We start from the raw sequence: 20,982 nt of genomic DNA, 5'->3' as shown, positions 1-20,982 counted from the left end.
TTCAGCAAACAGCAACTCCCCAAGTTGGTGAAGTGAAGAGATTGAGAAAGCTCTAAATGCAAGGTCAGGGTCTATTGAGAGTTTCCCCAATACTGGGCTAAGTTACTATTCGGTAATGTCATCAGTGTGAATACGTAAAACTCCCATTTGTAGTGAATGTAGTGAGTAGAGGCTAGTTAAGTTGATGGGGATTTTTAGCGACTCTAACTTCAGAGTTCCCAGAATTTTTGTGAGCGATCGCCTTTATTTAAATTAGGGGTTAGGGGCTAGGGACTAGGGGCTAGGGAAGAGAGATTTTCATGTTGTAGTTGTTGGTTTTTCCCATGAGGGGCTAACTAGCAAGAGAAATCTAAGTTTTGAGGTTGTTAATTCAGAGGATAGGCGATACAGCTATAGTACCAGATTCAAAACCAAACAATGATGAATGCCCCAACAGAAGCACAGGCAATCTCTGGGGCATAAGGTTTTTGTTTATAGTCACAATGGTTTTTGCACCCCGTTTAACTAACTAGTTAACAGTAGTTATGGTTGATGAATTAGGCTTCCTGAGCTAATTCTGCTTTTTTGCGCTTCATCCATGCAGCAAAGCCTACAGCTAGCAAGGAGCCACCAACTGTCACAGGTTCGGGAACATCTTCTACTGGCCCTATAACTTCATCAGAAAATAGATTTTGCTTTCCATTCGGGTTGACTCGTGTGAGACTCCAATTTACGTTATTTGGTTTAAAGGGACTCAATATAGAAAAATTTAAGGATGGATTGGAAGTCCCTTCTGTACCACTTACTGATTTTTTCAGGGTCAAACGAACAGTTTCTTGTCCGAAGATTTCAGCTAATAAGTAATTCACATCAGCAAAGACATCTGTTACACCCTTGAGTCCAGACAAAGTCCACGATGAACCAGGTATTAATGTTTCCTGGTTACCAGAAGTATTAGAATTATCAAAATTTACCTTGTACTTGTATTCTTGACCAACTTGATTGTCGAGTACTACACTTGCTGCTTGTGCAGGTTTAGCATTCACAGCCGCAACAGTTAAGGCTAGGCTCGCAGCAGCAACACTCACATGTTTAGTTAATTTCATCCGCAAATTCTCTGAATGACTACAGTTAAGTTTTTTAAGTACAACCTCTGATATGAGGCTGTAAACAATGTATCTTAATAATTTTCAATACTTAGCCAAAAAGAGTAGCTTTGATAGAAACTTTATATAAAAGTAATTTTTGATAAAATTTGTATAAATATATATTTTGCTAGTAAAAAAAATCCGGAACGTTGCAAACGACCGGAACATAAGTAAAATACAAGAATTTTAGCAGCGAAATTAAGCTGGTGTTAACAAAATCAACTGCTGTTTCACCAGTTTTCTGACATCATCCAAATTTATCTGCACATCAGCTAATAGATCTGCCACTGTATAATTACTATTACAACGTTGTAGAAATTCTAATTCTGCTAACGACAAATTAACTATTTGGTAATCGTAGTTAAAGATACATTGGCTGGGAAAACCCTCTATACAAGGATTCAGTTCGGGAATCGCTTGTAATAGACTGTTATCATCTGACCAATCGGCTTTGGTAATTGGAGGACGCCCAAGAAAAAATTCGTAATGGGTAACTTCTGGATCGAGTAATTCAATTAAACGGTAAATTTGGCGTTGGCGTAGCCCGCCGGAGGCATCGCTCAACTGATTGGCTCTGGTAATTAACTCTGGTGCTTTGGCTAAAAGTCTTTCTAATTGCCAAAAACCAGGATTAGAGAAGCCAATAAACTCTAAACCAGAAGCATCAATTAATTCAAAAAGTGTCTCAATATTGTAATCAATCTCTTGGGGATGAACGTACATATCAGCAAAGTTTTCATCCCGATGATTTTCCAGTGACCAGCGCTCTTTTTCGCGCTTGACAATTCGGTTATTTTCTGGTAGAGAAGAGAATAATTGCCGTCCGACTTGTACGCCATCGCGATAATCGCCGCGTTTGTCACCTTGAAGGAGAGCGATCGCTTTTTGCATGAGTTGAATTTCCCAGCGTCCCAACTCACCATAGACAAAAATGTGCATTAAGCCGCCTGGTGCTAACTTCTTCGCTAAGGCTTGAATCCCGCGAATTGGGTCAGAAGTATGGTGTAACACACCAACGCAATTAATTAAATCAAACTCACCTGGTAGCTGTTCCAGATCAAACAAGCTGAGGTGATGAAACTCAACGCGGTTGGCTTTAGAACGCTGACAACGCTCTTTAGCTACAGCTAAAGCACCAGCACTCAAATCGATACCAACAACCGAAGCTTGCGGATTGAGGTGAACTAAATATTCTGTACCGACCCCAGTACCGCAACCAGCGTCTAAAATGCGGATGTCTTGCTTTTGCGGTTTTTTACCAGTACAAAAATTGTAAGCAGCTAGCCAATTCCAGCGCCAGTTATAACCTGGAGGTGGTTCATCTAACAACGGTTCTGGAGGAAAGGGGTAAGTGTTGTAAAGTTGAGCAACAGCAGCGCTAACAGTTTGGGCGTCGGACATAACAAGTAATTTTGGCGGCAAAATTGAGTTTACCAGATGTAGTTTGCCACTTAACTACTACAAGTTATTTACGTCTTAGCTGTTGCCTACCTCTACAAATAAATTTATAAATCAAGTGATAGTGCTAAATATCACATTGATTGGTTTGGCAAAATTTAGCATTATCTATTGCATCTTGAAGACTGCTTAAGGAAATTATCTGAAATGCAGAGCCACCTTGAACTTCAGCCGTGATGTATGCATATTTTTGACCGCGAGAGAAAAGGTCTCGACCAACCTTAATTACATTACGAGACTTTTGGTAATCGTTAGCAATGCTGGAATTATAAATATTTTGAATTAATTTTACAGATGGACTATTTTTTTGCGTGAATTTCAGGCTAGAGTTACCACTGACTGTGATTCCCTCTTTGGTTACTGTCCCGTTTTGAGAAGTAACATCAGCATAAAAATACAATTTACCTTTGGTGCCATCATAACCATGGGATTCGCTGTTATATTTGAGCGCTGGTAACATGGCTTTGGTCTTAACCCAATTGACAACGGTCTTAATATTTTGTCCAGGTAAGGCATGAGCAGGAGCCAGAGAAAGACTTACAGGCACAGTACATAAAGCAAAAGAAAGCTTTATGTAAAAGATGTGATTCTTCAACATAGTATTTTTTCGCTACTATTTTATGTGTTATAAAAAACATTTTATCTTGCGTATAAAAAAAGCCAAGTATCGCTCCACTCATTGAGTAGGACGCAGGACAAGTGACCAATGACCATTGACTAATGACCATTGACTGCGAAAATATTTTTGTAGGTTTTGATCAAGAATAGATACAAAACTTAGTCTAAATCTCAGGGAAGCAAGAGTATTGGCTCTGGAACTTAGCGTCTGGACAAGTCAGATTCTACATACTTCTTAATAAATCAACAGGTAAGCCGCAAAACGTTCTAATCTAAAAGCTGACTGGGTTAATTTACTGGCAGTTTTGAAGGCGGTACTCTTAAGGCATGACTACACCGATGTGTCAAGCCTCAAAGCGACCCAGACTTAACACATAAATGATTATGATGGGAGTTTTAAAAATCCGATGAGTGTTAAGGCAAGTGGTGGAAGCTCAGTTGCGCGTCCGCAACTATATCAAACCCTAGCAGTAGCGACAATTTCCCAAGCGGAGCAGCAAGACCGCTTTTTGGGAACTGGTGAACTAAATGAACTGGCAAGCTATTTTGCATCTGGCGCAAAGCGTTTAGAAATTGCCCAGACGCTCACGGAAAATTCCGAGATTATTGTATCTCGGGCAGCCAACAGAATTTTTGTTGGTGGCTCGCCAATGTCTTTTTTAGAAAAACCAAGAGAAGCAGAATTAGCTATGGCTAGTGCTGCTAGTGGGAATGTTCAAGAAGGCATGAAACTGGGTACTGTTACCTATGTTGAAAGTCGGGGTGGATTTCTAGAAAATTTACGCTCCATCTTTAACAGTTCTCCTAGCGGCCCAACACCTCCAGGTTTTAGACCGATTAACGTTGCTCGTTATGGCCCTAGCAATATGGCCAAGAGCTTGCGGGACTTATCCTGGTTCTTACGCTATGCTACTTATGCGATCGTGGCAGGCGACCCCAGTATCATTGTGGTGAATACTAGGGGTTTGCGGGAAATTATTGAAAATGCTTGTTCTGGTGAAGCAACAATTGTAGCTTTACAAGAAATTAAAGCAGCATCACTCTCATTTTTCCGCCAAGATCCTAAGGCAACTGAGATTGTGTCTCAGTACATGGATGTGTTGCTCACAGAATTTAAAGCAGCAACACCTTCCAATAAAGTACGCCAACGTCCTTCTAATGATCAGCAAGGGTTACAACTGCCGCAAATTTACTTTGAAGCGGCAGAACGGCGTCCCAAGTTTGTGATGAAGCCTGGGTTATCAGCCAGTGAAAAAAATGAGGTAGTTAAAGCTGCCTATCGGCAAATTTTTGAGCGCGACATTACTCGTGCTTACAGCTTGTCCATCTCTGACATAGAGTCGAAGGTGAAAAACGGCGACATCTCAATGAAAGAGTTTGTTCGTCGTCTTGCCAAATCTCCCCTTTACCAAAAACAGTTTTACCAGCCTTTTATTAACAGTCGTGTACTTGAATTGGCTTTCCGTCACATTTTGGGACGGGGGCCAAGTAGTCGTGAAGAAGTCCAAAAATACTTCGCAATTATTTCTAACGGTGGTCTACCAGCTTTAGTAGATGCTTTGGTGGATTCACCAGAATATAGCGATTACTTTGGTGAAGAGACAGTACCTTACCTGCGTGGTTTAGGTCAAGAAGCACAAGAATGTCGCAACTGGGGGCCACAACAAGACCTGTTTAACTACAGTGCGCCTTTCCGCAAAGTACCTCAGTTTATTACAACATTCGCTGCTTACGATCGCCCATTACCAGATCAGCATCCCTACGGTTCTGGTAACGATCCATTAGAAATCCAATTTGGCGCGATTTTTCCGAAAGAAACCCGCAATCCCAGCAGCAGTCCTGCACCCTTTGGCAAGGATACCAAGCGGATCTTAATTCACCAAGGGCCGGGAATTAATAACCAAATTAGCAATCCTGGAGCTAGAGGTGAGTTTCCTGGTAGCTTAGGGCCTAAAGTCTTCCGGTTGGATCAACTGCCAGGCACAATTGGTAAAAAGGCTGCCAAGGGTGCAAGCATTAAGTTCTCCGAAAGCTCTACCCAAAAGGTCATCAAAGCTGCATACCTGCAAGTTTTCGGTCGCGATGTTTACGAAGGTCAGCGCTTAACAGTCCAAGAAATTAAGCTGGAAAATGGACAACTTTCTGTACGGGAATTTGTTCGGGCTTTGGCTAAGTCGGATGTATTCCGCAAAACCTACTGGACATCGCTGTATGTTTGTAAAGCGATCGAATATATTCACCGCCGCTTGTTAGGTCGTCCTACCTACGGTCGTCAAGAAATCAACAAATATTTTGACATCGCCGCTAAGAAAGGCTTCTATGCTGTGGTAGATGCGATTATTGACAGCCTGGAATACAGCGAAGCTTTTGGTGAGGATACAGTACCTTACGAACGCTATGTGACTCCATCTGGTGTCGCATTACGTCAATTGCGAGTTGGTAGTATTCGCGAAGATGTGGGTGCGAAAGTCCAGAAGAAAGAAACACCTTTGTTTGTAACTTTGGGTGCGGTTACTGACAACCGGACAGAACCAGATATTCAATTCCGCATTAACCAAGGTGTTAGCAAGCAACGGGAACAAACAAAAATCTTCAAGCAAGTGGCAAATATCAACGATAAAGCTGCTGTGCAAACGTTGATTAGTGCTGCTTACCGTCAGATTTTTGAACGCGATGTTGCACCTTATATTGCGAAAAACGAATTTTCAGCTTTAGAAAGCAAACTGAGTAACGGGGAAATTACTGTTAAAGAATTCATTGAAGGTTTAGGTTACTCTAACCTGTACATCAAAGAGTTCTACACTCCTTACCCCAACACCAAGGTAATTGAACTAGGAACTAAGCACTTCTTAGGCCGTGCACCTTTAGATCAAGCAGAAATCCGCAAGTATAACCAGATTTTGGCTACTCAAGGTATTCGCGCCTTTATTGGTGCTTTGGTGAATAGTGCAGAATATGGCGAGGTATTTGGTGAAGATACAGTACCTTACCGTCGCTTCCCCACCTTACCTGCGGCTAACTTCCCGAATACTGAAAAGCTGTACAACCAGCTAACTAAGCAAAATGATGATTTGGTAGTACCTAGCTTTAAGCCAGTACAAAAACGCTTGGCTTTGGCTGGCTCATCATCTAATGGCAGTTCTTATGCTGATTTGGGTCGTTCTTCCAGCAGCATTCAGGGACAATTTGGTGAAGTTACTGTAGCTAGCAACCGTTCCAAGCCTGCACGCATTTATCGCTTGAGTCAAGGTACGAACCAAGCGGAAGCGCAATTGGTAATCAATGCTATTTACTCTCAGGTATTGGATGTATTTAGCAATGAGATCCCTGCTAATTACCGCTTAACTGCACTAGAGAGCAAACTGCAAGCAGGAGAAATCTCTGTGCGCGAGTTTGTCCGCGAACTAGCTAGTTCCGACATATATTGCGATCGCTTCTACACTCCTTACCCCAGTGCTAAAGTAATTGAGTTCCTCTGCCGTCATTTGTTAGGACGCGCACCAGAAACTCAAACCGAAATCAGCGAATACAACAAGCTGTTGGCTAGCCGGGGTCTAAGAGCCGCTGTTGAAGCCATTGTAGATAGTGCAGAGTATGCTCGCTACTTCGGTGAAGATGTAGTGCCTTATGCACGCTTTTAATCGTTGAGCGCAGTTAACTAGTTAATCATCAATAATCACAGGTCAGGAGTTCAACATCTTGGACTCTTGACCTCATTCAGTGCTGAATACTGATGACTCAGCAATCATTCAGCACTGCTTAATTGTGCCTATTGACGGTAATTCTGTAACCTTTCGTAACATTACTTTCAGACTCTTAAAACTTTCGCTAAATCTGAAAAGGAATATTACAAAGTGTTAAGAGCAGTCATAAATGCTCAACAGAATGCCGGAGAATGTTTTGCGGAAGGTAACTAAATTTTCGCAGCTTGCGTAGTAGATATTGACTCAAGCAGTTATTCTGAAAACTACATATGACATTTTTGTCAAGTGTTTGTTCTGAAGAATTAACAAGAAAAAAGCTACCGTCATCCAAAATTTAAAGTCGCACCAGTTTTAATTAAAATTCTGGTTTAATTCGTAGATTGGAGGAATCCATTAATGAGTATCGTCACGAAGTCCATCGTGAATGCTGATGCAGAAGCCCGCTACCTCAGCCCTGGTGAGTTAGATCGGATCAAGTCCTTTGTTAGCGGCGGTGAGCGTCGTCTGCGGATTGCACAAATCTTAACTGAAAACCGCGAGCGTCTAGTTAAGCAAGCTGGCGAACAAGTTTTCCAAAAGCGTCCTGACGTAGTGTCTCCTGGTGGTAACGCTTACGGTCAAGAATTGACAGCTACCTGCTTACGCGACTTAGACTACTACTTGCGTCTAGTTACCTACGGAATCGTTTCTGGCGACGTAACCCCCATCGAAGAAATCGGTGTAATCGGTGCTCGTGAAATGTACAAGTCCTTGGGTACTCCTATCGAAGGTATTACTGAAGGTATCCGTGGTCTAAAGAGCGGCGCTTCTGCATTACTGTCTGCTGATGATGCAGCTGAAGCTGGTTCTTACTTCGACTACGTAGTTGGTGCCCTCTCCTAGGTTAAAGCGGTTTCGCTGCTAAAACCGAAGTATTGTAATACGGTTGGAAAAAAGGAATTAACAACATGGCTCAAGACGCAATTACCTCTGTCATTAACTCTGCAGACGTTCAAGGTAAATATCTAGACGCTTCTGCTTTAGACAAACTCAAAAACTACTTTGCAAGTGGCGAACTCCGCGTACGTGCTGCTAGCACCATCAGCGCTAACGCTGCTGCGATCGTTAAAGAAGCTGTAGCTAAATCTTTGTTGTACTCTGACGTTACCCGTCCCGGCGGTAACATGTACACCACCCGTCGCTACGCTGCTTGTATCCGCGACTTGGATTACTACCTCCGCTATGCTACCTACGCTATGCTAGCTGGCGATCCTTCCATCCTCGACGAGCGCGTACTCAACGGTTTGAAAGAAACCTACAACTCCTTGGGCGTTCCCGTTAGCTCTACCGTACAAGCTATCCAAGCTATCAAAGAAGTAACCGCTAGCTTGGTAGGTTCTGATGCTGGTAAAGAAATGGGTGTTTACCTAGACTACATCTCCTCTGGCTTAAGCTAAGAGTTAGTTGGCACTTAATAATTTAGGTGCGGCTTAATTGAAGTCTGGAAATCAATTGTGAGTGCTAGAGCGTTTATCGCTTAACTTCGTTGAAATAATCAATTATGATGAGTGTTAGCGGTCTAGTATTGATGCTTGATTTCCAGCCTTTGCAGTGATTAATTTAAAGAATTTGTCTTAAAAACGCTCCCCTTTTTTGAAATAAAAAAGTTTTCACAATTACTACAGGAGAATCTAAGATGGCCCGGTTGTTTAAAGTTACTGCTTGTGTACCCAGTCAAACCCGAATTCGCACCCAACGCGAACTGCAAAATACCTACTTCACCAAGTTAGTCCCCTTCGAGAACTGGTTCCGCGAACAGCAACGCATCATGAAAATGGGTGGCAAAATCGTTAAAGTTGAATTGGCAACTGGTAAGCAAGGTACTAACACTGGGTTGCTGTAATTACCATCTATATAACGAAGATTATTGTAGGGAGTTGCGAAGAGGTCGAGTGAGGCCTCTTTTTTGTTATGGGGCATTGGGCATGGGGCATTGGGTATTTGTCTCCCTTCTCTCCCTTGTTCCCTCATTCCCTTCTGATTGATGCGGGAAGTGCGATCGCACTCTTGAATTTATAGCCTTTAAGAGTTAAGCCAGGAAATACTAAATATGCATGGTTTTTAAAACTACATATATCGTAGGGACACAGCACTGCTGTGTCCCCTCCCGCGCCAATTTTTCGTAATTTGATGACTATTGGATCTAGGACTTACGCATTGACAGAGTGGTAATATAATGCTGACTTGAGATTGGTGTCGTCTACTCACAGGTATCGGACAATTAGAGAAATCAGCAAACCCTCGACAGCACAATGTAATCTGGAACATTACACTCTATTTCTGCTATCAGAGCCAAAGCATGGGGGATGCAGCCGATTAGCAGAGATATTGAAAGATGTTTCACATGATAGTGTAAATCGCTTTTTACTCAGAGAGAGATACGAACCAAAAGATTTGTTCGATATGGTAAAGAGCGTAATTAATTTGATAGGAGGGATTTTAAGCGTTGATGATACGGTCATAGAGAAGCTTTACGGGGAGCCAATTTCCAATGCTCGTCTAATTTTTCTAGTAGTTCGGTGGCTAATTCGAGATGATCTTTGGTCAATTCTAAGATGATGCGATCGCTTTTTGGTAGTTTTAAAGAATGCGATCGCCTTTTAGTAGTTTTGAGGAATGCGATCACTTTTTGGTAGTTTTAAAGAATGCGATCGCATTTTGGTTTTTGGGAAGTGCGATCGCCTTTGTGATGTTGGGAAAGTGCGATTGCCTTTTGGTTTTTGGAGAATTGCGATCTCGTTTGTTAAGTTTATGGGAAAGTGCGATCGCATTTTGGTAGTTTTGAGGAATGCGATCGCATTTATTAAGTTTATGGGAAAGTGCGATCGCCTTTTGGTTGTAGTGGAGAGAGTGCGATGTCTGACGACAAGCCTTACGGCTACGCCTTTGTGATGTTGGGAAAGTGCGATCGCGTGAATTTAATTAGTTGCTAAAAAATATTAATGATGTACTTGTTATAATCTCTTCATAAGCATTTAGGAAAGCTTGAAAATGCGCCAATTTACCCTTGGAGATATCCAAAATATCTACAGCGATGTTTTAGAACAAGCTGCGACGGAACCAATCATACTGACAAGCGAATCACAAGCTAGTTACGTAATTATGTCAGCGGAGAATTACGAGCAATTAATGAATAGAATTGCTCAATTAGAAGATTTAATTTTAGGTCAACAAGCACAAATGGCTGTAGCTAATTCTAAAATGGTTGGGTCTGAGATTTTTACTACAGAACTCGAACGTCTAGCAGCATTTGATGATTAATTTATGGTATGGCAAAATTAGATGGTTTAGAGACGGTTCTCGATTTTCTCAAAGGTTTACAACCCAAAATCGCTGCCCAAATAGCGAAAAAAGTAATGTCACTCAATGTTGACCCCTTACCCGCAGATTATAAAGAATTAATTGGTTATCCAGGATACTATCGCGTAGATTCTGGAGAATATCGTATTGTTTACCGCTTTGATATAGATGCAGATTTGGTCGAGGTAATTTTAGTCGGTAAACGTAACGACGATGAAGTGTATAAGCAGCTTAAACGTTTGCTGGGCTAGAGATTTGTAGTGCGATGTCTGACGACAAGCCTTACGGCTACGCATTTGTGGTGTTGGAGAAGTGCGATCGCATTTTAGTAGTTTTGAGGAGTGCGATCGCATTTGGTTTTTGAGAAGTGCGATCGCATTTTGGTAGTTTTGAGAAGTGCAATCGCGTTTTTGTTGTAGTGGAGAGAGTGCAATCGCATTTTGGTAGTTTTGAGAAGTGCGTTAGCGCAGCTTAACGAAGTTATCGCCTTTTTGTAGTTTTGAAGAATGCGATCGCAAAGTTAAACTTTACTCCTTTATTCCCATTCTGTAAGAGATAATTACAAGGCGGAAATGAGCTAAAGGAAAGTCATGACACGCCTACTTTTCATTACAGAGAGATTTGCGCCAGATTTGGGTGGTTTGGCTAGGAGTGCAACGCGGTTGGTAGGGACGCTGTCACAACTGGGTGTTGAAGTTGATGTTGTGACTTGGAGTCGTTACCTCCAACCAGGTGAGGTTTTACCACCGGAAACTAAGGAAGCAAATATTCGTGTTTATCGTATTGGGTTATATCGTCATTGGGACATGACGATGCCTCATACATTAAATGTTCTGGAATGGTTACATTCTGCCTCTGGTTATGATGCTATATGGGGACATTATTTGTTTCCCAGTGGTTTTTTGGCTACTTGGTTTGCTGCACTTGTGGGATTACCGAGTACAGTTAGCGCCCGTGGTAATGATATTGACCGCGAAATGTTTCCACCGGGAGATTTTGCCCGTTTACAATGGACGCTACAACACACCAAGGTGATTACGGCAGTAAGTGCTGATATGTCGCGCAAAATTCAGCTACTGGGTGGGCGGGGTGATGTGTTGGTATTGAAAAATGCTGTTGATACAGAAATATTTTCTCCGCCAGCAAAGAAGGTAGAAATTAGCAGGGAAGAATTAGGAATTGCCGCAGATGAGGTAGTTTTGGGATTTTGTGGGGAATTAAGGGATAAAAAAGGGCAGCAATTTTTATTGAATGCTTTAACAACAGTTCGACAAGTGCGTCCTGCTTGTTTGTTAATTATTGGTGAGGTACGCCCTTCTCAAGAATCAGTGCTGCAATTGTATAAAACTCATCAGCCAGAAAATGCCCAAAGAATAATTATCACAGGACATTTACCAAATCCGGAGGCGGTGGCTGAATATCTACGCTTGTGTGATGTTTATCTTCAGCCTTCACTGTGGGAAGGTATGCCAAATGCGTTGTTAGAAGCAATGGCTTGTGGTTGTGGTTGTATCGCCAGTGATGCGGGTGGGATTCCGGAGGTGATTACACATGGTAAAGATGGCTTTTTGCTACCTCGTTCGCAGTTGCACAAGCTAGGTGAGGCGGTGTTGGAATATTTGACGTTAACAGATGAAGAGAAAAATAAAATTAGCCAAGCTGCACGCGATCGCATTTTAACTGAATATTCCCTAGCTCAGGAAAAGTTGCAACTTCAAACTTTAATCGCTCGTTTAATTCCCAATTCTGTATAAGCTTTAATTAAAGCTGCGCCAGCATGTTGCCAAGTATAATTATCTTCTATTCGCTGACGGGCATTTATCGCTAGTTTTTGCCCTAATTCTGGCTCATTTTGCCAGCGTAACACGGCATCTTTTAAAGATTTGGCTGAACCTGGCTTAACTAATAAAAAATGTACTCCATCTTCTCCTAATTCCCTAACTACTGGTAAATCGCTAGCAATTACAGGTATTCCCGTCGCCATCCCTTCTAAAATCTTTAAAGGACAACAACCTTGGACTAAATTGCGATCGCTTGGCATTAAAGGAGCGAAAATTACATCACTGGTGTGAATATGTTTCACCAATTGAGTTTGAGAAGTTGGTTCTAAAATAGTTAATTTATCTGCCACTCCCAGTTTTAATGCTAGCTGTTTTAATGCTTTAATTTGATATTCTCTGGCTTGTCCAATAATTTTCAAACTGACAGGAAATTCTCGATTAATTAAGGCTAATGCTTCAACGGCTAGATTTACCCCTTGCCAAGGTGAAAGTGTACCAAAGTAGATAATTTCTAGTTTGTCATTTGTTATGTGTCCTTGGTTATTTGTAAATATTTTTAAATCTACGCCGTTGGGAATTACACGGATTTTATCTACAGAAATGCCACGATTTTGTAGATATTCGCTGGTAATCTTGCTAGGAGTGATAATTAAATCGGCAGCTTCTAAACAAATTTGCTCTTGAGAATGCAATTTATGTAGTAACTCTCTATCTTCAGCTACGGCAGGATAGCGATATTTTAACTCAATTGATGGTAAACCGTTAACTTCAAAAATTAGGCGATCGCAATATTTTTGTTTATTCCTAGCGATAGGAAAACCTTCGTAAATTGAACGTATATGTATACAGTCAAATCTCTTTCCTTGTAACCAATTTAGAAGTAAATGCCGAAAATATAAAACTCTGTGAATTAAAGTCTCTCCTATTGCTGTAAATGTAGTTTGTCTAACTTGCGGATAGATTTTTTGAGCATCTATACCTGTTACTGTGGGAGAAACTGTGATTAGATGAATATCTTCAAAAGCTGTGGCTAAAGCAATATAAAAAGCTTGTATATGAATAGCTGCACCTTTAGGCGCAGGAACTGTATCAAAGGCAATATAAGCAATTTTTGATCTATTCATTAATGTATAGAAATTCCGTTGACACCTAATTTTCTGTTTGATATACTGACAGCCACATTGTATATATTGCTAATATATAGTAATTATATTTGTTTACCTAAATTACTTTTCTTGATGACATACAAAGAACAGCGCTAAAAAAGTAAAATTTTATATATTTTGTCAATAAACTTAATAAAAGTATTTTTAATTTAATAAATGGAGTTTTAAGAAAATGCCGATTGAATTTCTAAAATTTAGACAAAACCAAATTTATACGGCAAAAGCAAATATTAGTACAATCATTGCTGATTTGCAAGAAATAGCAGGTATAGATCAATTAGCAGAACTACAGCAGAGTAAATATGCTCAACGAGCGCTAAATTATTTTTACGGCATAATTGGCTGCGTTGTTTTAGGTTTTATATTATTTTTATTAATGCCTCAGTTTCCAGCCGTATCTTTATTAATATTGGCGCTGTTTTTAGGAATTATCGGTTTAATATTTGCAATAATCTATGAATTGTTTAAAAAATTCAAGCTGCGAAAGTTAAATATTATTAATTCTCGCTATGAAGTTACACAGCGACTTGTGGAAATGCTAGCGCGAGATATGGATGCAGCTAGCGAAATAGAAATCCAATTATCGTTTAAAAAGACGAGAATTAAAGAAAATATAGTAGAAACTGTACCTCATCCCACTAAGAGTGACTGGAAAATAGATAAATATCAAAATGAATGGTTGAAATTAACAGGACAGTTTTTGGATAAAACTAGGTTTTTATTAACTGCTACTGAAGCTGCAAAAACTCAATATGGTTGGAAACGTGGTAGCAGTGGTAAAAGCAAATATAAAACGAAAAGTACCGATATAGGGTTAGATATAGTTCTCAGCTTAAATTATCCTCAACGCCGTTACGGAGCAGTTAAAATTTTGCAAAATGAAGTCAGTAATGCGGTAAAGTTACCTTACTTATCTCATTTACGGAATGTCAAATTGACAGACAAGGCTGTACATCTGAATGTGAGGATGGCTCCCCAGGTAGCAGGTAATAGTAAAGAAATATATGAAACAATTACAATGATGTTTCTTAGCCTTTATCAAGTATTAAATTTAGCGAAAGTACTTTCTAAATAATATAAAATTATGAAAATCATAATTCTGAGAAGTTTTTTAGCATTATTATTAGTCACTACTATCGTTAGTTGTGGTAGTGCTAAATCTGGTAATGAAGTAGCGAGTAATAGTAATAACAGTAAGAATAGCAGTTCTCAAACTCCACCAGTGGCTACTAATGTAGCTGCAACTCAGGAGAAAATTAAATTTAAGACTGAGGGTGGTACAGAATTATTTACGATGAAGCCAGAAGCAGATGGTGCAAAATTAGTTGATGGGAAGAATAAAGAATTAGCCAGGATTAAAGCTGATAAACAAGGAAAAATTAAAATCAAAAATGTATCGGAGACAGTATTAGGTTATGTAGTCAGCGAACAAGGCGGTTGGAAGCTGAAAGATGCTAATCAAAAACAAGATTTATATATTTTGAGAAAACAGAATAACAGCGAGTATCAGTTAGAAGATGGAGCGAAAAAAGCAGTTTATCTGATTCAGTCACGTAATAATGGTTTTGAGATAGTAACACCGAATAAAAATTTGGTTTATCAAATAAAAGTAAAAAATGATAAAACTTCGTTAATTAAAGCACCATCAAAAACAATTTTTTCCACAAAATCTCAATTATCGCCAATAGCATTTACCTGCTTTGGCTTTGATGTTCTCACCCGCGAGCAGCAAGCTGGTTTAGCTTATGCTGTCAATTTAACAGGAGGAAAATAAACTTTGCAAGTTCAGTTAAGTTGGCTAGATCCCAATAGCGAAGAACAGCGAGAACCATTATTAGAAACTCCAGTAGCTATTGGGCGATCTTTTTCAGAAATGCCACAACAAATTAATGAACAAAGAGTTTCAAGAATAGCCATTGAAGATGACTTAATTGCAGATTACCATGCTTTAATTGATTGGCAAAATCAAGAATTAGTAATTACTGATCAAAATACCAGTAATGGCATCAAAATTAATGGCGTACAGGTGATTGGTGGTATTCTAAAAAATGGCGATCGCATTTCCATTGGTGCTTGTGAAATCGTGGTAATTTTTACAACTCAAGTTTGGGAGTGCGATCGCATGGTAGGCTTCTTATTTAAGCGTCGCTGTGGTCGTACTGATAGGACAGGCTGTCCTGATTGTAACCAAACTTACGAGGATGACTACGCCTATTATTCCGAATATGGTAATTATCGCTCAGGTTGGGGTAGAGATTATTATGAAGACCGCGATCGCTATTCCTACGACCCTGAGACTGGTAATGTAGACTTTACGGAAGCGGATGCTGTAAGTTTAGAAACAGAGCAAGATGCTGATTTTGAAAGCGATATGGGAGCAAGTTGAAATTTATCCGTTGTGATTGATCATTTCTGCGCCTCCCCACCTCCCCTGTATCTCTACTTTCAGTGTTTGTATTTAACCAGCAATTTATCTGTATTTATCGGTTTTTATCTGCATTTATATGCTTTTCAGTTTTGAATATACTCAATAAATAAGTAATAGATTATAATTTTAAGTGCTAAATTTTATAAATTTGAGCCGATAAAGCGACATATATGATATACCTCAGTTGACTATTTAAAGGTATATCTGCCGCTAAAATTGTGTTAATTGGTATAAAAATTGGTGTTGCTCATTGATGTGATGAAATTTTTTCCCTGCTAGACACAAAGCATAGGAATTTTGACATTTTGGGCGTAAACACCTGAAAAATCAACCTTTAGTCTGGCTATCACATTTTAATTCATCCTACATTTATGCAATGTCGATAATTTTATATCTTAATTTTTAGTGAGAGTAAGGTAACTTAATCTTGACGGAGACTTGGCTGATTTACGCTTTGGGTGGCGGTTGGGGACATTTGACTCGTGCTTTATCTTTGGGGAGAATAGCCACAACACAAAGAAATGTCAAAATTATTACCAATAGTCCCTATGCTAAACAAATAGATGATGAAGGCTGTTTTATCTATTTAATTCCTGAAAATACAGGTGCTTCACAGACTTGCTTACAAGTCAGAGATATATTGTATAACACTGCCTACGATCGCTTAATTATTGATACATTCCCCAGAGGATTAGGCGGTGAGTTAGCAGATATATTACCTCAATTGGATCATGTTCCCCGGATTTTGATTCATCGGGATATTAACTCACGCTATGTAGCAGCCAAAAACTTACGGAGTTTTGTGCGAGAAAACTTTGATAAAGTTATTGTCCCTGGTGAAGGTAAAGATTTAGCATTTTGCGATCTACCTATAGTCCAACATACAGAACCCTGGTTAATTCGTAACTCTTGGGAATTACCAGATAGAGTAACCACGCGATCGCATATTCTGCGAGTCGATCCATCTGTCAAAACTATCCTGGTTTGTGCATCTGGTAAAACATCAGAGTTAGCTTTATTTGGTAAATTAGCTATACATTTACAGCAAAATTTCCCTGATTGTGCAGTCAGAATTTTAGCTGCTAATTGTCCACAAGAATGTCCAGAAAATTTGTGGATATCCCACCATCCAGGAATTGAATGTTTAGCCGCAGCTGATGTTGTCGTTGGTGGAGGGGGTTACAACACAGTTTATGAATGTGCTGCTGTCGGTGTACCTTTAGTCGCCTTAGCCTTAGAGCGATTATACGATCGCCAAAATAAAAGAGCTTGCAACAGTTATTGCATCCACAATATTGAGAATATGAAACTCGACAACCAGCTACTACACATCAAAAAAACTGTTAATTTTCTCCTAGAGCAAGCAAAGTCAGTCAAAAATTCATCTGTACCTTTTTATATTAATGGTGCAGTACAAGCTGTAGATCGCATTGAGCAAACCAAATAGAGTAATTCCCAGACAACAGTCAACAGTCAACCATCAACAACTTTCAGGTAAAATCTTCCAGTGCTGCGATCGCTGCTCTAACATAAAGATATGTTAATTAAGCGATCACCTATCCGCATGGACTGGAAAGAAATTCGAGGTAATTGGGTGCTAATTCCCCGAAATCCTATCGGTATCATCCATTTTTTAGGAGGTGCTTTTGTTGCAACTGCACCCCATCTCACTTACCGTTGGCTACTAGAACAACTAGCTGCTAAAGGTTATCTAATTATTGCGACGCCTTTTGTCAATACCCTAGATCATATTGCGATCGCTAAATCTGTACTGCTGAATTTTGAGCGCACTCTCGAACGTCTCCAAGACTCTTCAGCATTACGCAAAGCCTACCTTCCCATCTACGGAATTGGACATAGCATGGGTTGTAAACTCCACCTCCTCACCGGTAGCGTCTTTGATGTAGAACGTGCAGGTAATATTCTCATCTCTTTTAATAATTATGCTGCTAAAGATGCTATCCCCTTAGTAGAGCAGTTGAATTCGGCTTTAGCAATTGAGTTTACCCCCACACCCCTAGAAACTAACAAGCTGGTACAAGAACGCTATAATATCCGGCGCAACTTATTAATTAAATTTAGCAATGATACCCTTGACCAATCAAAAGCTTTAAGCCAAATTTTACAAGAACGCTTTCCAGAAATGGTGACAGTTCAAATTTTACCAGGAACTCATACTACACCTTTAGGGCAAGATATAAAATGGCAACCAGGAGCATCTTTTACGCCTTTTGATGCTTTAGGACAATGGTTTAAACAAGAAGCATACCGTGACTTGAACCAACTAAAAAATGCTATGCTCTTGTGGTTAAACCCTCTTTCACCGCCATAATTATGTATGGCTCTGACAAAGTAATCAAGTCTGGATCTGAGAAATGGGTTAGTAAGATTGCTGGCGCAAGCTTACTAACCCATTAGTGCTAATAAGTAAATTTTTATTACTAATTCCTAGCACTTTATGCACTATTTTTTATCGCCTTTTTCTATGTTTAAAATATTAGTAATTGATGATGATACTTCAATTTTAATACTCCTAAAAAGAATATTAGAAAAACAGGGTTACGAAGTAATCACTGCGAGTAATGGTGAAGAAGGGATTAATCAAGTACTAGCTTTTCATCCCGCACTAATTATTTGTGATTGGATTATGCCTGGTTTAGATGGTTTGGAAGTCTGTAATCGCATTAAAACAGATTCCAAATTATCTACTATATTTTTTATTTTATTAACTTCTTTAGATTCTGTTGCAGATCGCGTCAAAGGTTTAGATGCTGGTGCTGACGATTTTATCTCTAAACCCATCGAACAGAACGAATTGCAAGCAAGGGTAAGAGCCGGATTGAGATTGCATATTTTGAGCCGGGATTTGCAAACCCAAAAGCAACTTTTAGAAGCAGAATTAACCGAAGCCGCAGACTATGTGCGATCGCTTTTACCTCTTCCCATTACTGAACCTTTGCGCATCAATTACCGCTTTCTTCCCTCCCGCCAACTCGGTGGCGATTGCTTTGATTACTACTGGCTCGATCGAGATTGTTTAATAATTTACCTACTAGATACTGCTGGACATGGATTGAAGGCTACTCTCCCTTCTATTTCCGTGTTAAATTTTCTGCGATCGCATTCAGTTGGCAATTTAAATTACTATCAACCCAGTCATGTCTTAAAAGCATTAAATGACACTTTTCAAATTAGTTATCAAAATGATAAATACTTTACTATCTGGTATGGCGTATATAACAGAGTTAAGCGACAGTTAATTTATGCGAGCGCCGGACATCCACCAGCAATATTATTATCTGGTGAAAAATCCCATAACGTTGAAGTTGAACTTTTAAGAACCCCCGGTATGCCGGTTGGGATGTTCCCAGAAGCACAATATACTGATGGTTGTTGCGAAATTAAAACAGGTAGCACTCTTTATATTTTTAGTGACGGCGCTTACGAAATCACAAAAATAGATGGCAAACTTTGGAGTTTGGATGCATTTATTCACCTCCTCAGTAGCTTGAGGCATAACATTGAACCTCATCTAGAACAAGTCTTGAATTATTTAATGGCTTTGCGTTCTCAAGAAGCTTTTGAGGATGATTTATCGATTATTGAAGTTCAATTTGATTAATTAAGTTTTTGAGAGGACAGCTTGATGAAATTCATCTTGACTGGGAAAGATGTCAAACACTTTATCCATACTAGTTAATTCAAATAATATTCTTACTTGCTCATTAATCGAACAAAGTGCCAACTGTCTATTTGCTGCTCTTAAGGTTTTGAAAGCTAATACCAAAGCTCCCAAACCAGAACTATCCATAAACGTCACATCTTGGAAATCTACTAACACAATTTTTGCACCTTTTTCGGTTAAATCATTCAGCCTTTGACGTAATTCTTGAGATGTGGCTGAATTGATAATTCCGCTGAGCTTAATAACTTGTACTTCTGATTGTGTCATAAAATTTTATCCTGATTTTCTAAAAAAGCTTATGTTGCAATGAATTTAAGTATTATATATCACACATATTTTATTTGATAAACCATAACAGGGGAGAAGTTCATGAACTACTAATACTGAATGCTGCACCGTAAATTATCGATGATGAATATCAGGAAAATCTGAATCGATAATTACCAATTCTTAACTATTAACTAACTTATGGTTCATGTGATTTAGTTCTCAAAGGTGAATTAGCTCGTCGCAGTCAAGGCTGAAGTCAGTGGACTTTGCAGTCACCTTAGTTTTGACTACTCAATCATCAAATCTGCCTTTAGCTTTAGGCACATCCTCCCATAGCAGGACTTCAAAGAGTTGTCTGCCAATCCCACCCCCTAGAAAAGGCGGAATTTCGCATCCGAATTCAGTAGTAAGTAGCAAAGACAACCGACCAACGACCCCTGATAACTAACAAATGACGGCGATGGAGAGAATAACCTCGCCACCCCTTGTAGGATTAGGTTTTCTCTCGCTTGCGATCAAACTATCTCAGCCTCCAATGGCGGATGAGTGCAACAACTAGCATTCTCTTTCCAGAGTGCCTCTAATTATTAGAATTCCCAAATTTGCGAATTTTTTTAACACTTTTACTGGAAATTGTTGATAGGGCTAACTTTAGCTCGATAAAGTAGCCTGTCTCCTTGACGATAACCAGTGTAACGTACCTTGACTAGCTCACCTGCTTGGAGATTTCCAGCCATCGATTGGTGCCATTGAGGATCGTATGGGATTTCTGTGCCTACAGTTGCGATCGCTTCTATTCCCCACTGTTGTAAAAGTTTTTCTAAAGGCTTTTGCACCAAGGGTACTATTTTAATTGCTGCTAGCTGAGGATTTTCTGCCGCTTTTTGCGCCGCCGTCGGCCATTGCAATAATAAAGATTCTAAATGTTGTAAACTCTGCTGCTGAAACTCTTTGAGTAATGTCTCTCGCTGTTGTTGTAGCGCCAACTGCGATCGCTCATACTCATTTTTTAACTCAGAAATTTTTTGTAATAATTCTTGCTCAGTATTAGTCGGCACAGAATGCCGCTTTATTTCCTGATTATCCTGACTTAAAATACTATCAGGAGCCAGTTCCGAAAACCTTACTACTAATTCATCCAAATTTATCTGTAGTACTTGTGACAATTTAAGAAGTATATATACGCGCATCTGCGCCACCTTACCCTGTCGCAAGCGCAAAATTTGCCGCTCAGAAACACCAGCAGCACGACTCAGCGCTTTAAAACTGGAAATACCCACTTGCTGCATTAAATCCTGCAACAAGTGGGTGAACGTGTCAGTTGTCATTGGTCAACAGTCATTAGTCATTGATCAATAATAAATAGTTTCCCATGCCCCATGACGCCACTTGCTTTAAGCCGGGAT

Annotated in this window: 21 protein-coding genes and 1 pseudogene; 15 read left to right on the top strand and 7 right to left on the bottom strand. The window is 39.7% G+C overall.

Annotated features, from left to right (window positions below; genetic code table 11):
- Nucleotides 1–536 precede the first annotated feature (536 nt).
- From H6G41_RS04375 to H6G41_RS04365, 3 genes are all read right to left on the bottom strand, one after another.
- The gene (locus H6G41_RS04375) at nt 537–1,085 is read right to left on the bottom strand and encodes a PEP-CTERM sorting domain-containing protein (protein WP_190743924.1); all 549 of its coding nucleotides are present in this window, start codon (nt 1,083–1,085) and stop codon (nt 537–539) included.
- Between the two features lie 240 nt (nt 1,086–1,325).
- Nucleotides 1,326–2,528: a class I SAM-dependent methyltransferase gene (locus tag H6G41_RS04370; protein WP_190743923.1), complete on the bottom strand. Its 1,203-nt coding sequence runs from the start codon at nt 2,526–2,528 to the stop codon at nt 1,326–1,328.
- Nucleotides 2,529–2,652: 124 nt separating this feature from the next.
- On the bottom strand, nt 2,653–3,183 hold the full coding sequence (locus H6G41_RS04365; RefSeq protein WP_190743922.1) for a hypothetical protein: 531 nt from the start codon (nt 3,181–3,183) through the stop codon (nt 2,653–2,655).
- 427 nt (nt 3,184–3,610) lie between these two features.
- Here H6G41_RS04365 and H6G41_RS04360 point away from each other — a divergent pair, with 427 nt between their 5' ends.
- The 5 genes and pseudogenes from H6G41_RS04360 to H6G41_RS04340 form a co-directional block, all read left to right on the top strand.
- On the top strand, nt 3,611–6,844 hold the full coding sequence (locus H6G41_RS04360; RefSeq protein WP_190743920.1) for a phycobilisome rod-core linker polypeptide: 3,234 nt from the start codon (nt 3,611–3,613) through the stop codon (nt 6,842–6,844).
- A gap of 459 nt (nt 6,845–7,303) precedes the next feature.
- Nucleotides 7,304–7,789, top strand: a complete 486-nt coding sequence (apcA, locus tag H6G41_RS04355; RefSeq protein WP_190743919.1) for an allophycocyanin subunit alpha — start codon at nt 7,304–7,306, stop codon at nt 7,787–7,789.
- A 65-nt stretch (nt 7,790–7,854) separates the two neighbouring features.
- On the top strand, nt 7,855–8,343 hold the full coding sequence (apcB, locus tag H6G41_RS04350) for an allophycocyanin subunit beta (RefSeq protein ID WP_190546703.1): 489 nt from the start codon (nt 7,855–7,857) through the stop codon (nt 8,341–8,343).
- Between the two features lie 239 nt (nt 8,344–8,582).
- Nucleotides 8,583–8,789, top strand: a complete 207-nt coding sequence (locus H6G41_RS04345; RefSeq protein WP_045870451.1) for a phycobilisome linker polypeptide — start codon at nt 8,583–8,585, stop codon at nt 8,787–8,789.
- 437 nt (nt 8,790–9,226) lie between these two features.
- A pseudogene (locus H6G41_RS04340) lies at nt 9,227–9,433 on the top strand (IS701 family transposase); the annotation flags it as partial.
- Here the strand turns inward: H6G41_RS04340 and H6G41_RS04335 are convergent.
- Complete coding sequence (locus H6G41_RS04335) at nt 9,405–9,572, bottom strand: hypothetical protein (RefSeq protein ID WP_190744115.1); 168 nt, start codon at nt 9,570–9,572, stop codon at nt 9,405–9,407. The pseudogene H6G41_RS04340 and the gene H6G41_RS04335 sit on opposite strands and share 29 nt — an antisense overlap.
- On the opposite strand from H6G41_RS04335, the gene H6G41_RS04330 reads away from it, so the two are divergent.
- The 4 genes from H6G41_RS04330 (at nt 9,563) to H6G41_RS04315 (ending at nt 12,000) form a co-directional block, all read left to right on the top strand.
- The gene (locus H6G41_RS04330) at nt 9,563–9,838 is read left to right on the top strand and encodes a hypothetical protein (RefSeq protein ID WP_190743917.1); all 276 of its coding nucleotides are present in this window, start codon (nt 9,563–9,565) and stop codon (nt 9,836–9,838) included. The two genes, H6G41_RS04335 and H6G41_RS04330, sit on opposite strands and share 10 nt — an antisense overlap.
- Before the next feature lie 99 nt (nt 9,839–9,937).
- Nucleotides 9,938–10,207, top strand: a complete 270-nt coding sequence (locus H6G41_RS04325; protein WP_015131023.1) for a type II toxin-antitoxin system prevent-host-death family antitoxin — start codon at nt 9,938–9,940, stop codon at nt 10,205–10,207.
- An 8-nt stretch (nt 10,208–10,215) separates the two neighbouring features.
- Nucleotides 10,216–10,497 (top strand): type II toxin-antitoxin system RelE/ParE family toxin, encoded by a 282-nt coding sequence (locus H6G41_RS04320; protein WP_015131022.1) that lies wholly within the window; start codon nt 10,216–10,218, stop codon nt 10,495–10,497.
- A gap of 339 nt (nt 10,498–10,836) precedes the next feature.
- Entirely contained in the window at nt 10,837–12,000 is a 1,164-nt protein-coding gene (locus tag H6G41_RS04315; RefSeq protein WP_190743916.1) for a glycosyltransferase family 4 protein, read from the top strand.
- Here H6G41_RS04315 and H6G41_RS04310 read toward each other — a convergent pair.
- Nucleotides 11,961–13,151 carry a glycosyltransferase family 4 protein gene (locus H6G41_RS04310; RefSeq protein WP_190743915.1) on the bottom strand — a complete coding sequence of 397 codons (1,191 nt, stop codon included), beginning with the start codon at nt 13,149–13,151 and terminating at the stop codon, nt 11,961–11,963. The two genes, H6G41_RS04315 and H6G41_RS04310, sit on opposite strands and share 40 nt — an antisense overlap.
- A gap of 214 nt (nt 13,152–13,365) precedes the next feature.
- Here H6G41_RS04310 and H6G41_RS04305 point away from each other — a divergent pair, with 214 nt between their 5' ends.
- The 6 genes from H6G41_RS04305 (at nt 13,366) to H6G41_RS04280 (ending at nt 19,243) form a co-directional block, all read left to right on the top strand.
- Nucleotides 13,366–14,268 (top strand): hypothetical protein, encoded by a 903-nt coding sequence (locus tag H6G41_RS04305; protein WP_190743914.1) that lies wholly within the window; start codon nt 13,366–13,368, stop codon nt 14,266–14,268.
- A 9-nt stretch (nt 14,269–14,277) separates the two neighbouring features.
- A complete protein-coding gene (locus H6G41_RS04300) occupies nt 14,278–14,967 on the top strand; it encodes a hypothetical protein (RefSeq protein WP_190743913.1) in 690 nt (229 codons plus the stop codon).
- A gap of 3 nt (nt 14,968–14,970) precedes the next feature.
- The gene (locus H6G41_RS04295) at nt 14,971–15,579 is read left to right on the top strand and encodes an FHA domain-containing protein (RefSeq protein ID WP_190743912.1); all 609 of its coding nucleotides are present in this window, start codon (nt 14,971–14,973) and stop codon (nt 15,577–15,579) included.
- A gap of 469 nt (nt 15,580–16,048) precedes the next feature.
- Nucleotides 16,049–17,068 (top strand): UDP-N-acetylglucosamine--LPS N-acetylglucosamine transferase, encoded by a 1,020-nt coding sequence (locus H6G41_RS04290; RefSeq protein WP_190743910.1) that lies wholly within the window; start codon nt 16,049–16,051, stop codon nt 17,066–17,068.
- 117 nt (nt 17,069–17,185) lie between these two features.
- Nucleotides 17,186–17,953, top strand: a complete 768-nt coding sequence (locus H6G41_RS04285; protein ID WP_190744109.1) for a DUF1350 family protein — start codon at nt 17,186–17,188, stop codon at nt 17,951–17,953.
- 153 nt (nt 17,954–18,106) lie between these two features.
- Nucleotides 18,107–19,243, top strand: coding sequence for a PP2C family protein-serine/threonine phosphatase (locus H6G41_RS04280; RefSeq protein WP_190743908.1), 1,137 nt, complete (start codon nt 18,107–18,109; stop codon nt 19,241–19,243).
- Here H6G41_RS04280 and H6G41_RS04275 read toward each other — a convergent pair whose 3' ends face one another.
- Nucleotides 19,244–19,573, bottom strand: a complete 330-nt coding sequence (locus H6G41_RS04275; RefSeq protein WP_190743906.1) for an STAS domain-containing protein — start codon at nt 19,571–19,573, stop codon at nt 19,244–19,246.
- Nucleotides 19,574–20,199: 626 nt separating this feature from the next.
- Nucleotides 20,200–20,904 carry a nucleotide exchange factor GrpE gene (grpE, locus tag H6G41_RS04270; RefSeq protein ID WP_190743904.1) on the bottom strand — a complete coding sequence of 235 codons (705 nt, stop codon included), beginning with the start codon at nt 20,902–20,904 and terminating at the stop codon, nt 20,200–20,202.
- Nucleotides 20,905–20,982: the final 78 nt, after the last annotated feature.

Source organism: Tolypothrix sp. FACHB-123 (assembly GCF_014697075.1).
GTDB lineage: Bacteria > Cyanobacteriota > Cyanobacteriia > Cyanobacteriales > Nostocaceae > Aulosira.
The sequence above is the reverse complement of the archived record's forward strand: the minus strand, read 5'-3'. Positions and strand labels throughout refer to the sequence as shown.

Bases quoted from the DNA above. Each gene is read 5' to 3' on its own strand.
- H6G41_RS04375 (WP_190743924.1), bottom strand. From the start codon at position 1,085: ATGAAATTAACTAAACATGTGAGTGTTGCTGCTGCGAGCCTAGCCTTA.
- H6G41_RS04370 (WP_190743923.1), bottom strand. From the start codon at position 2,528: ATGTCCGACGCCCAAACTGTTAGCGCTGCTGTTGCTCAACTTTACAAC.
- H6G41_RS04365 (WP_190743922.1), bottom strand. From the start codon at position 3,183: ATGTTGAAGAATCACATCTTTTACATAAAGCTTTCTTTTGCTTTATGT.
- H6G41_RS04360 (WP_190743920.1), top strand. From the start codon at position 3,611: ATGAGTGTTAAGGCAAGTGGTGGAAGCTCAGTTGCGCGTCCGCAACTA.
- apcA (WP_190743919.1), top strand. From the start codon at position 7,304: ATGAGTATCGTCACGAAGTCCATCGTGAATGCTGATGCAGAAGCCCGC.
- apcB (WP_190546703.1), top strand. From the start codon at position 7,855: ATGGCTCAAGACGCAATTACCTCTGTCATTAACTCTGCAGACGTTCAA.
- H6G41_RS04345 (WP_045870451.1), top strand. From the start codon at position 8,583: ATGGCCCGGTTGTTTAAAGTTACTGCTTGTGTACCCAGTCAAACCCGA.
- H6G41_RS04330 (WP_190743917.1), top strand. From the start codon at position 9,563: ATGCGATCACTTTTTGGTAGTTTTAAAGAATGCGATCGCATTTTGGTT.
- H6G41_RS04325 (WP_015131023.1), top strand. From the start codon at position 9,938: ATGCGCCAATTTACCCTTGGAGATATCCAAAATATCTACAGCGATGTT.
- H6G41_RS04320 (WP_015131022.1), top strand. From the start codon at position 10,216: ATGGCAAAATTAGATGGTTTAGAGACGGTTCTCGATTTTCTCAAAGGT.
- H6G41_RS04315 (WP_190743916.1), top strand. From the start codon at position 10,837: ATGACACGCCTACTTTTCATTACAGAGAGATTTGCGCCAGATTTGGGT.
- H6G41_RS04310 (WP_190743915.1), bottom strand. From the start codon at position 13,151: ATGAATAGATCAAAAATTGCTTATATTGCCTTTGATACAGTTCCTGCG.
- H6G41_RS04305 (WP_190743914.1), top strand. From the start codon at position 13,366: ATGCCGATTGAATTTCTAAAATTTAGACAAAACCAAATTTATACGGCA.
- H6G41_RS04300 (WP_190743913.1), top strand. From the start codon at position 14,278: ATGAAAATCATAATTCTGAGAAGTTTTTTAGCATTATTATTAGTCACT.
- H6G41_RS04285 (WP_190744109.1), top strand. From the start codon at position 17,186: ATGGACTGGAAAGAAATTCGAGGTAATTGGGTGCTAATTCCCCGAAAT.
- H6G41_RS04280 (WP_190743908.1), top strand. From the start codon at position 18,107: ATGTTTAAAATATTAGTAATTGATGATGATACTTCAATTTTAATACTC.
- H6G41_RS04275 (WP_190743906.1), bottom strand. From the start codon at position 19,573: ATGACACAATCAGAAGTACAAGTTATTAAGCTCAGCGGAATTATCAAT.
- grpE (WP_190743904.1), bottom strand. From the start codon at position 20,904: ATGACAACTGACACGTTCACCCACTTGTTGCAGGATTTAATGCAGCAA.